The 11,543-nt window shown below is 72.8% G+C and carries 9 protein-coding genes; 7 read left to right on the forward strand and 2 right to left on the reverse strand.

All coding sequences use genetic code 11. The features are described from left to right. Position 1: 1 nt before the first annotated feature. From NV263_RS12990 to NV263_RS13000, 3 genes are all read left to right on the forward strand, one after another. Positions 2-2,695, forward strand: a complete 2,694-nt coding sequence (locus NV263_RS12990) for a carboxypeptidase regulatory-like domain-containing protein (protein WP_263253328.1) — start codon at positions 2-4, stop codon at positions 2,693-2,695. 49 nt (positions 2,696-2,744) lie between these two features. After that, positions 2,745-3,752, forward strand: a complete 1,008-nt coding sequence (locus tag NV263_RS12995) for a site-2 protease family protein (RefSeq protein ID WP_263253330.1) — start codon at positions 2,745-2,747, stop codon at positions 3,750-3,752. A gap of 126 nt (positions 3,753-3,878) precedes the next feature. After that, positions 3,879-5,330 (forward strand): NF041680 family putative transposase, encoded by a 1,452-nt coding sequence (locus tag NV263_RS13000; protein WP_263248408.1) that lies wholly within the window; start codon positions 3,879-3,881, stop codon positions 5,328-5,330. 84 nt (positions 5,331-5,414) lie between these two features. On the opposite strand, the gene NV263_RS13005 is transcribed toward NV263_RS13000, so the two are convergent. Both NV263_RS13005 and NV263_RS13010 read right to left on the reverse strand, forming a co-directional pair. Continuing rightward, positions 5,415-6,248 (reverse strand): IS5 family transposase, encoded by an 834-nt coding sequence (locus NV263_RS13005; protein WP_263247972.1) that lies wholly within the window; start codon positions 6,246-6,248, stop codon positions 5,415-5,417. A 478-nt stretch (positions 6,249-6,726) separates the two neighbouring features. Next, positions 6,727-7,719 (reverse strand): Acg family FMN-binding oxidoreductase, encoded by a 993-nt coding sequence (locus NV263_RS13010; RefSeq protein WP_263253331.1) that lies wholly within the window; start codon positions 7,717-7,719, stop codon positions 6,727-6,729. Positions 7,720-7,819: 100 nt separating this feature from the next. Here NV263_RS13010 and NV263_RS13015 point away from each other — a divergent pair, with 100 nt between their 5' ends. From NV263_RS13015 to NV263_RS13030, 4 genes are all read left to right on the forward strand, one after another. Continuing rightward, positions 7,820-9,514: a GAF domain-containing sensor histidine kinase gene (locus NV263_RS13015; RefSeq protein ID WP_263253332.1), complete on the forward strand. Its 1,695-nt coding sequence runs from the start codon at positions 7,820-7,822 to the stop codon at positions 9,512-9,514. A gap of 54 nt (positions 9,515-9,568) precedes the next feature. Further along, entirely contained in the window at positions 9,569-10,483 is a 915-nt protein-coding gene (locus NV263_RS13020; RefSeq protein WP_263253334.1) for a nitroreductase family protein, read from the forward strand. Positions 10,484-10,648: 165 nt separating this feature from the next. Continuing rightward, positions 10,649-10,873: a hypothetical protein gene (locus tag NV263_RS13025; protein WP_263253335.1), complete on the forward strand. Its 225-nt coding sequence runs from the start codon at positions 10,649-10,651 to the stop codon at positions 10,871-10,873. Between the two features lie 240 nt (positions 10,874-11,113). Beyond that, positions 11,114-11,530: an FHA domain-containing protein gene (locus tag NV263_RS13030; protein ID WP_263253336.1), complete on the forward strand. Its 417-nt coding sequence runs from the start codon at positions 11,114-11,116 to the stop codon at positions 11,528-11,530. Positions 11,531-11,543 lie beyond the last annotated feature (13 nt).

Here is an 11,543-nt window from a genome sequence, read left to right on the forward strand (position 1 = left end):
CGTGGCATCGGATCCGGGGTTGACCCGGTTGCGACTGGGCGGTTCCGGGGCCGCGGCGGTGGCCAGCGTCATCGGCGTCGAGTACGGCCTCGCGACGTTGGTGCACGCCGACGGCAAGACCTCGATCATCATGATGATGCTCGGCGCCATGATGGCCATGATGGGGTCGATGGCGCTGACCGGCCCCGCGGTGTGGCCGAAGGTGCGCACCGCCGCGTTCTTCCCGGTCGCCATGGGGTGCGGACTGCTCGTCGGGAGCCTCGTGGGCGCTCACCCGGACCTGATGCTCGTCGGGTTCGTGGTCGTGATGTTCGTGGCCGTGCTGATCCGGCGGTTCGGGCCCGCTTTCTTCTTCTACGGCTTCATGGGGTGGATGGGGTACTTCTTCGCCTCGTTCACGCACGCCACCCCGGCGGTGCTGCCCCCGCTGCTCGTGGTGGTCGTGGTGGCCGCGGCGTGGATCCTGCTGCTGAACATCACTGTCCTGCGGGCGAACGCGCGCAAGACGCTGCGCCGCACCGTGCGCGCGTTCAGCGCCCGGGCCCGCGCGGTGACGCGGGCCTGCGCCGACCTGCTGGAGGAGACCGAGGGCGCACCGCGGCAGCTGCGCCGGCTGGGCAACCGGGTGCGCAGCCGGCAGGCCCAGCTGGCCGAGGCCGCGTTGATGGTCGAGGCGTGGTCGGCCGAGGACGGGGCGGTGCCGCCCGAGGAGTCCGCGCCCGCGTTGCGGCGCAAGCTGATCGACGCGCAGCAGGCGATCGACCGGATGGCCGCGGTCGCCGGAGCGCTGGCCGACGGCGACGCCTCCTTCGCCGGACGGGCCGCAGAAGTCGCCGACCTGCTGGCGCGGCGCGACGACACCGCCGCGGAGCAGGCCGCGCGCCAGCTCGCCAACGTCGCCGAGCAGAGCGCTCGGGCGCCCGTGCACGAACGACTGGAAGGCTGGTTGCCCGCGCGGCAGTTCGCCGCCGCGGCGCTGGAGTTCGTGACGCTGGCGCGGGAGGTGAACTCGCCCGCGCGGCGCGACGCGGAAGCCGAACCGGTCGACGAGTTCCAGCCCGTGGTCGGGTTCGCGATGGGGAACCTGCCCGGATCACCCGCCGTGGCGGCCGGGGTTCCCGCGCGGGGCAGGCGGTGGAACCCGTTGGCGCGCCTGGACATGACCACGCGCCAGGCGTTCCAGGTCGCGGTCGCCGGCGGACTGGCGATCGTGTTCGGGCGCGAGCTGTCGCCGGAGCGCTACTACTGGGCGGTCATCGCCGCGTTCGTCATGTTCACCGGCACCGCCACGCGCGCCGAGACCTTCATCAAGGGGTTCAACCGCGTCGTCGGCACGCTGGTCGGGCTGGTCGCCTCGATCGGGCTGGCCGAGCTGACCGCCGGAGACGGCACCGCCGCGCTGGCCATCATCGTGGCCAGCATCTTCTGCGGCTTCTACCTGTTCCGCGTTTCCTACGCCTACATGATCTTCTTCATCACGATCGTGATGGGCCAGCTCTACACCGTGCTGCACGAGTTCTCCCCGGGCCTGCTGCTGTTGCGGTTGGAGGAGACCGCGATCGGCGCGGTGGTCGGCTTCGTCGTCGCCTTCGCGGTGACACCGCTGTCCACAAGGGACACCGTGCGGACCGCGCGGGACAACCTGCTCGCCGCGCTGGCCGAGCTGCTCGACGCCGCCGCCGACCGGCTCGCCGGGTCCGGCGAGCCGGACCTCGACGCGCTGACCCTCGCCCTCGACGACCGGATGCGGCAGCTGACCGTGGTCGCCAAACCGCTGATGCGCCCGATGCTGTGGGGCAACAGCTCGCCGGACACCCGGCACCGCATGGCGCTGTACGGGGCCACCACCGGGCACGCGCGGGAACTCGCGATCGCGCTGCGCCACCACCCGGCGCAGCACCTCGGCGGGCTCGCCCCGGCCTGCCGGGCGCTGGCCACCGCGGCCACCCGGATCAGCGAGACCGGCGTGGGGCGCTCGCAACCGGCCGTCGTCGAGCAGCTGGCGCAGGCCGACATCGCGCTGTTCAACCAGGCGCCCGCGGAGCCGGGGGAGCGGGCCACCGACCCGTTCATCCGATCGCTGATCCACCTGCGCGACCTGCTGCGCAGCCTGGCCGTGCTGCCGGTGACCGCGCAGCCCGAACCGCGCGGCGACGGGGCCGTCGTCCTCGGCCGGATCACCGACACCACCGGGGAACCGCTGCACGGCCGGGTCGTGCTGATCGCCGACACCACGCAGCGGCAGGTCGCCGCCGCCTACAGCGACGCCTCCGGCCGCTACCGCGTCGAGGACTGCCCGCCCGGCTCGTACCTGGCCGTGGCCACCGCGACCGGGCACGAGCCCGTCGCCACGCGGGTCGCGGTGCGCGCCGGGCGGGAGACCGACGCGGACTTCACCGTGGCCGGGTCCGCCCCGGACGTCGGTCTGGTGCGCGGGGTGGTCCGCGACGGCGACCGGCCCCGCAGCGGTGCCGCGGTCACGGTGCTCGACGCGCAGGGCGGGGTGGTCACCAGCACCCGTTCCGACGCGCACGGGCACTACGAACTGCCCCGCGTGCCCGCCGGGGACTACACGATCCTGGTGCCGGGCTATCCGCCGCTGGTCATCCGCACCCGGATCAGCTTCGAGGCCGGCCGGACCCTCACCCTCGACCTCGACGACGAGCGCGTCGCCGAATCGGCGCACGACGGCTGACCGATCGGCGTACGGTCGGCACCGAGGGGCCATCACCGGTGGAGTGCCGATGAACGACACCGTCGTGCTGGGGCGGATCGCCGGCGTCCGCGTCGGATTGCACTGGAGCGCGGTCGGCATCGTCGCGCTCGTGGCCGTGGGACTGGCGGTGTTCCAGCTGCCGCGCGCGTTCCCCGGGCATTCCCCGGTCGGCTACGCGACGGGCGGTGTAGTCGGCGCCGTCCTGCTGCTGCTGTCCCTGCTCGGGCACGAGGTGGCGCACGCCGTGGTGGCCCGGCGCAACGGCGTGGTCGTCTCCGGGATCACGCTGTGGCTGCTGGGCGGGGTCGCCCGGCTGCGCGGCGAGGCGCGCGGACCGGGCGCGGACTTCCGCATCGCGGCGGTGGGCCCGGCGGCGAGCGTGGTGCTCGGCGGGGTGTTCGCCGGGATCGCGTGGCTGCTGGTGCGGTGGGAGGCGAACGAACTCGTCGTGGCCGTGCCGCTGTACCTGGGGCTGCTCAACATCGTGCTGGCGGTGTTCAACCTGATCCCCGCGGCGCCGCTGGACGGCGGGCGGGTGCTGCGGTCGGTGCTGTGGGCGTGGCGTGGCGACCGCTACCGGGCCGCGGTGTGGTCGGCCCGGGCCGGGGAGGTGTTCGGCGTGCTGCTGGCCGCGGCCGGGGTCGCCGAGCTGTGGTTCCGCGGCGCCGAGGGGTTCTGGTCGATCCTGCTCGGCTGGTTCGTGGTCAGCGTGGCCGCCGCGGAGGAGCGGCAGGCCCGGCTCGGCCAGGCCCTGGCCGACGTGCGCGTGCGGGACGTGATGTCCGCACCCCGGGACGGCGCGGCGTTCGCGGAGGTGGCCGCCGAACCGGACGAGCCGCTCGCCGCCGTGCTCTCCCGGCTGGGCGAGACCGGCGGGACCCTGCCGGTGATCGCCGACGGACGGCTGGTGGGGATCGTCTCGGCCGCCGACGTCGGCCGGGAGGCCGAACGGCGCGGCGTCCGGATGGTGCTGCCCGGCGCCGAGCCCCACCGGCCTCCGCCACCCGGCTGGTGGTACCCGGGACAGCACCGCTGAACGCTCAGCTTGGTTTTTAACCTCTACCGCTGGTAGCAGGGGCCCGGTTGATCATGAAAGCAGCCCTTGGTTGATCATTCCTCTTGCCACAGACAGAAGATCAACCCAAGGGCTGCGATGGTCAGTGTGCATGATCCCGATCGCGAAGCTGCGCTCGGGGAGTTGGTCAGGTTCCGCCAGGAGTTCTATGCGTGTCTGACCGCGCGGGCGGATGCGTTGTTCGAGCTGGCCGAGGCGGTGTTGTGCACCGATGGCCCGGTGCGGTCGTTGGTGGGGTTGTCGCTGGCGCCGGAGCACCGGCGCGGGCACGGCGCGTTGTATGACGCGATGAACTGCGGCCGGATCGACATCGAGCGGTTGCGGACGACACTGGCGGGTCTGCCGCTGCCCCGAGCGGCCGACGGGCGGCTGGTGCTGGCGGTGGATGTGTCCCCCTGGGTGCGGCCCGATGCCAATACCTCCCCGGACCGCTCGTTCTGTCACACCTACGGTCGCGGCAGAGACCAGCATCTGATGATCCCCGGCTGGCCGTACTCGATCGTCGCCGCGCTGGAGGCCGGCCGCACGTCGTGGACCGCGCTGCTGGACGCCATCCGGCTGCAGCCGGGCTGCGATGTCGCGGCGGTGACCACGGTGCAGATCCGCCAGGTCGTCGAGCGGCTCATCGCAGCCGGCCACTGGCAGCCCGGCGATCCGGAGATTCTGGTGGTGCTGGATGCGGGGTATGACGCCCCGCGCGTCGCCCACCTGCTGGGTGGGCTGCCGGTGCAGATTCTCGGCCGGATGCGTTCAGACCGCGTCCTGCGCAGGCCCGCTCCGGCCCGAATGCCCGGCGCGCGCGGTCGGCCTGCCCGACACGGCGGCGAATTCATCTTCCGTGACCCGGCTTCCTGGGGCGACGAACACGTCATCACCCGCACCCCCACCCGGCTCTACGGCACCGCCACCGCACAAGCCTGGAACCGACTCCATCCCCGCCTGACCAGCCGCGCCGCCTGGACCGGACACCAGGGTCCACTGCCGATCATCGAAGGCACCCTCATCAGGCTCACCGTCGATCGCCTTCCCAGTGGCGGCCAAGCCAAACCGGTGTGGCTGTGGTGCTCCGCAATCGACCTGGACGCCGCCGACATCGATCGCTGCTGGCAGGCATTCCTGCGCCGCTTCGACATCGAACACACCTTCCGCCTGTTCAAACAGACCCTCGGCTGGACCGTCCCGAAACTGCGGGACCCCGAAGCCGCCGACCGCTGGACTTGGCTGATCATCACCGCCCACACCCAGCTTCGCCTCGCCCGGCCACTGACCGCCGACCTGCGGCGCCCCTGGGAGAAACCAGCCCCACCCGAGCGACTCACGCCCGCCCGCATCCGGCGGGGTTTTCGGAACCTGCGCACGAAGACCCCCTCGCCAGCGGGCGCACCGAAACCCACCCGGCCCGGCCCGGGACGACCACCCGGCTCAACAAACCACCGCCGCGCCCCACGCCATAACGTCGGACGCATCCTCACCACCGGCGAGGCCTACCAACGCCCCACCCACCACAACAAGGGCACCAAACCCAGACGACAAGGTTAAAAACCAAGCTCAGAGCCTGTCTTCGAACTCCTTTTGCGTAGCGGTGCCGGTAGCGGAACCTCAGTGCCTGTCTTTGATCTTGGGTTAGGTGGTGAGTTGGCGGGTCATGAGGGTGATGGCGGCCCAGTTGATGATGGTTTCGGAGTGGGCGGGGAGGCGTTCGTAGTCGCGGACGGTGCGGCGGGCTTGGGTGATCCAGGACAGGGTGCGTTCGACGACCCAGCGGCGGGCCAGGACGTGGAAGCCGGTTTGTCCGGCGATTTTGCGGACGATGTGCAGGGTGATGCCCAGGGCGGCCTGGGTCCAGGTGGTCAGGCGTCCGCTGTAGTTGCCGTCGGCGAAGACCAGTTCCAGGCGTGGGTGGCGGGTGTGGAGGTAGCGCAGGAGGAGTTCGGCGCCGCGGCGGTCGGTGATGTGGGCGGCGGTCACGGACACGCCCAGCAGCAGGCCGAGGGTGTCGGTGGCGATGTGGCGTTTGCGGCCGTTGATCTTTTTACCGCCGTCGAAACCGCGGGTGTGGCGGCCGACGGTTTCGGCGGCCCGCACCGACTGGGAATCGATGATCCCGGCGCTGGGGGTGCGGTGGCGGTCGGTGCGGGCGCGGACCTGCTCACGCAGCCTGTCGCGCAGGCCCAGGACGATGTTGTCGCGGCTCCAGCGGGTGAAGAACCCGTAGACGGTCTTCCAGGGCGGGAAGTCGGCGGGCAGGGCCCGCCACTTGCAGCCGTTGTCGACGAAGTAGCGGATCGCGTCCACGACATCCCGGCGGGGGTGTTTTTCCGGACGCCCTCCGCTGCAGGTGCGGCAGGCCGGGGCGGGCAGCAGGGGCTCGATCACTGCCCATTCGGCGTCGGTGGTGTCCGAGGGGTAACGGCGGGCACGGGCCGTCGAGCCGGCAGCCGGCGCGGTGGTGTACAAAGCGGATCGGGCCTTTGCTGTGTCGATCTTGATGTGCTGTCACGATCACTAGCAAAGGCCCTCTCTCATACCCGCCCCCGGGGTCCCCCCAAGATCAAAGACAGGCACTCAGCGGCCGTCTCGACTGCGGAAGCCCCTCCTGATGTATGCCCAATACACGGCGTCGGGGCTGTCCTCGCGAGACGACCGCTGAGAACCCGCGGCGGTGCCAGCGGCGAGACCGCTCACCGAAAGAGAAAGCGGCTGGCGCCGCTTGCCACGCCCCTTCCGGGAGCAGGTTCAAAGACAGGCACTCAGCGGCCGTCTCGGCTCCGGGAGCCCCGACTCATGTATGTCCAATACACAGCGTCGGGGCTGTCCTCGCGAGACGACCGCTGAGAACCCGCGGCGGTGCCGGTTGCTTGCGTACTCACCGAAAGAGAAAGCGGCTGGCGCCGCTTGCCACGACCCTTCCGCAAGCAGGTTCAAAGACAGGCACTCAGCTCGCGTCCGGCGTGAGGACGTCGGACAGCGGGCGGCGCGGGGTGGGTGGCACCGGCGACCCGTAGCCGATGCGCAGCACCGTCTGCGGCCACAGCCCGCCGCCGATCAGCGACCGCAGTTCCCGGCGCGTCCGGGGCACCTCGATCACCTGGGACAGGAACGACGACGCCAGGCCGCTCGCGGTGGCCGTCAGCAGCACGTGCTGCATCGCGACCCCGGCCTGCAGCTGCGCCAGCGGCGTGTCCTGGAACGACCCGAGGACGCAGATCAGCGGCTCGGGTTCGAAGTCCTTGCCGGGTACGCGGGGCGACGCGGTGCCGCCGCTGTAGTCGCGCAGCACCCACTCGTCCTGCGGCTCGGGCCGCGGACCGCTGGCGCGCGCCGGAACCCCGTCGAGCGCGTGGTCGTCCCGGCCGGTCCAGTGGCGCCACTCGGCCACGAACTCGGGGTCCTCCAACTGCGCCTGGTGCGCCTCCCGCGCCAGGGCCTGCAGGCGGCCGTAGTGGGTGCGGTCGAGGACCGCCAGCCACGCGCGTTCCGCCTCGGCCGCCTGCCGCAACCGGGCGCGCAGCGGGTCGGGCACCTCGGCGGCGGTGAACGGGCGCCGGTTGGTGTGGCGGCGGTGGATCGCCTCGGCCAGTTCCCGGTCGCTCGGGGTGACCGGTCGGCGCGCCGCGGGGCGCACGGTCGCCAGCAGGTCCGGTCGGCCGTGTTCGGGCAGCAGGCGGACGTCCGGGTGGACGCCGACCGCGCGGATCGCCAGCCGCAGGTTCAGCAGCGCCGCACCGCAGCCCAGCGCGAGTTCGCGGTGCTCCGGATCGGCCACCGGAACCGTGCGGCGCGCGTCCGCGTGCAGCTCGATCGCCGTCGGCGTGCACCGGAACCGCCACGGCTGGCTGTTGCACAGCGACGGCGCCGCGGTGGCCGCTCGCAACGCCTGCTCGACCTCTTCGGGAGTCAGGAAACCCACGGAGCGGATACCGTCCATCACCGGCCTCCTCGATGTCGGTGCGCCTTCCAGCGTGGCCGCGCGCGAGCAGCCCGCAACAGGGCCGGTCGTCCCCGGCGGCGCGTGCCACAGTGGTCGTGTGAGCAGGCAGAACCCGCCCACGGCGGAGGTGTCGTCCCGGCTGCGGCTCGACGAACTCCTCGCGCAGGTCCAGGAGCGCATCGAGGAGATCGTGGGCATCCGCGACCGGATGAACGGGTTGCTGGACGCCGTGCTCGCGGTCTCCTCCGAACTCGACCTGGACGCGACGCTGCGGCGGGTCGTGCACGCGGCCATCGAGCTCGTCGACGCCCGCTACGGCGCGCTCGGCGTGCTCGGTGAGGGCGGCGGCCTCAGCAGGTTCGTCCACGAGGGCGTCGACGAGGACGTCCCCGCCCACATCGGTCACCCGCCGACCGGGGCGGGGGTGCTCGGCGCGGTCGTCGAGGACGACGGGCCGCTGCGCCTGGACGACCTGTCCGAGCACCCGGCCTCGGTCGGTTTCCCGCCCGGCCACCCGCCGATGCGCACGTTCCTGGGCGTGCCGATCCGCGCCCGCCAGGCGACCTACGGGCGGCTCTACCTGACCGAGAAGCGCGGTGGGGGCGGTTTCACCGCCGACGACGAGGTGGTGTTGCAGGCGCTGGCGGGGGCGGCGGGCATCGCGGTGGACAACGCGCGCCTGTTCGACGCGGTGCACCGCCGGGAGCGCTGGCTCGACGCGACCAGCGAGATCACCACGGCGCTGCTCGCCGGGACCGATCCCACCGATGCGCTGCGGCTGATCGCCGAACGCGCCCTGGAGCTCAGCCGCGCCGACTACACGGTGATCGCGGTGCCCGACCAGGTGGAGGACCCCGACGAGGTCGGGGAGCTGTCCATCGCCGTCTCCGCCGGGGTCGACGTCGGCGACCTGGCCGGGGGAGTCCCGGTCCGCGGCTCGACCGCGGGGCGGGTCTTCCGCGACCGCACCCCGCGCAACGTCTCCCGCCTGGAGTACGACCTCACCGACGCCCGGCCGTTCGGCCCCGCGCTGGCGGTGCCGATGCGGGCGGGCGAGACGACCTCGGGCGTGCTGCTGGCCGTGCGCCGCGCCGGCGCCGCCGAGTTCGACGAGCACGAGCTGCAGGTGGTGTCGACGTTCGCCGACCAGGCGGCGCTGGCGTTGCAGTGGGCGGCGGCGCAGGACACCCGCCGCGAGCTGGACGTGCTCGCCGACCGCGACCGCATCGCCCGCGATCTGCACGACCACGTCATCCAGCGGCTGTTCGCCATCGGCATGGCGATGCAGGGCACCCACCGCCGCGCGAAGTCGCCGCTGGTGGCCGACCGGTTGGCCGAGCACATCGACCGGCTGCACGAGGTGATCCAGGAGTTGCGCGCCAGCATCTTCGACCTGCAGACCGGCCGCGGATCGCCGGTGCGGCTCCGCAGCCGCGTGCAGCACATCATCGGCGACCTGGTCGGGGACGCCCCGGTGCGCACCACGGTGCGCACCAGCGGTCCGCTCGACGCGCTGCCGCCGAAGGTGGCCGACCACGCCGAGGCGGTGGTCGGGGAAACCGTCAGCAACGCGGTGCGCCACGCGCGCGCCACCGACCTGTCGGTCAGCGTCGCCGCGGACGGCGAGCTGGTCATCGAGGTCACCGACAACGGGATCGGGCTGTCCGCCGACACCGCCCGCAGTGGCCTGCGCAACCTCGCCGACCGGGCCGCCGAGCTGGGCGGCAGCTGCGAGATCGACACCCCCGAGCGAGGCGGCACCCGGGTGCGCTGGTCCGCTCCGCTGCGCTGAGGCGAGTGCGCGCCGCTGACGGCGGGTAGCCAGGGCCGGAAAGGGGGGCTGGGCATGAACACGCCGTGGGCGGAGCAGGTCGTCGGGTGGTCCGCCGACGAGGCGGAGGTGCTGTCCGAGTGCGTCCACCGGGCGCCGCCGGTGCACACCACGCGGCCGTGGCAGCTGGAGTTCGCCGACCGCACCGCGGTCCTGCGGGAACGCCGGGACGTGCCGCCGCCGCCCCACGACCCGGAGGGCCGGGACCGCAAGATCGCCTGCGGCGCGGCGCTGACCAACCTCGTGGCCGCGGTGCGCGGGCTCGGCTGGGCCGCGGACATGGACATCGCGGTCTCCGCCGACGGCGCGGTGACCGCGAGCGTCACCGGGCCGCGCCGTTCCCGCGCCTCGGACTCGGAGGCCCATCGGTTCCGCGCGATCGGCGACCGCCGCGTGCACGAGTGGGCCTTCGGACCGCGACCGGTGCCGCCCGAGGACCTGGAGGCGGTGCGGGACGTCGCGGCGTCCCCGGCGGTCGGGGCGTGGTGGGTCGGCGGTGGCGCCGAGGCGCTGGGAGTGGCCCGGCTGCTCGACTACGCGGCCCGCGCCTACCACGCCAACCTCGACTACCAGCGCGAACTGACCATGTGGACCACTTGGCGGGTGGACGGCGCGGTCGGCCTGTCCGCCGGGGGTGCCGCGCGCGTGCGGGTGCCCGACGAGTTCCAGCTCGCGGCCCGCATCGAACGCGAGGCCGTGCTCGTGCTGGCCACCCGCACCGACGGGCCGGAGTCGCAGGTCCGCGCCGGGGAGGCGGTCCAGGCGGCGTGGCTGGAGGCCACCACCCGGGGGCTGGCGGCGTCGCTGGTCACCCAGCCGCTGCACCTGTCGGAGGTCCGCACCGGTCTGGCAGACCGGCTGGACCGGCCCGGTGTCCCGCAGGCGCTGATGCGCTTCGGCCACCCGGCGGCGCGTCCCGGAGACGACTAGACAGCGCCCGCGGCTGCGGTGACCTCGACGAACCCGCAGCGGATTCCCTCCGGGGAGGGCATGGGCACCTCGGCGGGTCCAGTGGCCCTGCCGGACGTCCTGGTCCGGGCGAAGACTGCGGAACAGGAGTGATCGCCACCGCACCACCGGGAAGAGCGGGTTGCCATGAGCGTCGTCGGCAGGTGGAGCGCCGGTCATGGCCACTGGCACGAAGGGCCGTGCTACCTGGTCGTGCTGGAACGGTTGAGCACCAAGTGGTTGGTGACCTACTGGGAGCACGGTGAGCAGCACGCCTGCATCGGCTTCGACGACGAGGCCGAAGCGCGCGACGACGTGGCCTGGCTGTGCCAGGTCGCGCCGGTGGGGCTGGACGAGTGGGTGGCGGGGTGAGTGCCTGTCGTCGAACTTGGTCGCGACGGGGCGTGGTGAGCGGCGCCAGCCGCATTCCCCGTCGGTGAGCGGCCTCGCCGCCGGCACCGCCGCGCACAACGAGTCCGAAGACGGGCTCTGGGTGTTCGGGGTCACGGGAACCAGGGACCAAAGACCCGGAGCTCGCGTTCGAGAACTCGGGCATCCTGGCGATGAACGCCGGAGGAGACCCGGCACCGGACCAGCACGGGGAGGTCGACGATGGACCGCTCCCAGGCCGCTGCGCGGAGCGAGGCGGCACGGCCGTCCGCGGCGCTGACATCGCCCGCAGCCGCTCCGGAGCGGATCGTTCCGCCGCAGCGGGACGGCTTCGAGCGGACCGGTCCGGCCCGGCTTGTGCTCAGCCGGGGGCCGAACGCGGGTACCGGGTTCGCCGTCACCGCGCCCCGGACCACGATCGGCCGGGACCGCGCGTCCGATGTCGTCGTCGACGACGCCACGGTCTCCCGCTACCACGCCGAGCTGCACCACGAGGGCGGCCGCTACGTGCTGCGCGACGGCGGCTCGCTCAACGGCACCTACGTCAACCGGATCCCGGTCCAGGAGGCGGCGGTGCTCTCCGACGGCGACGAGATCTGGATCGGCAAGGCCCGGTTCACCTTCCGCACCGGGATGTGACGGCACGCCCCGG

It is taken from the genome of Saccharopolyspora rosea, assembly GCF_025643595.1.
Taxonomy (GTDB): domain Bacteria; phylum Actinomycetota; class Actinomycetes; order Mycobacteriales; family Pseudonocardiaceae; genus Saccharopolyspora; species Saccharopolyspora rosea.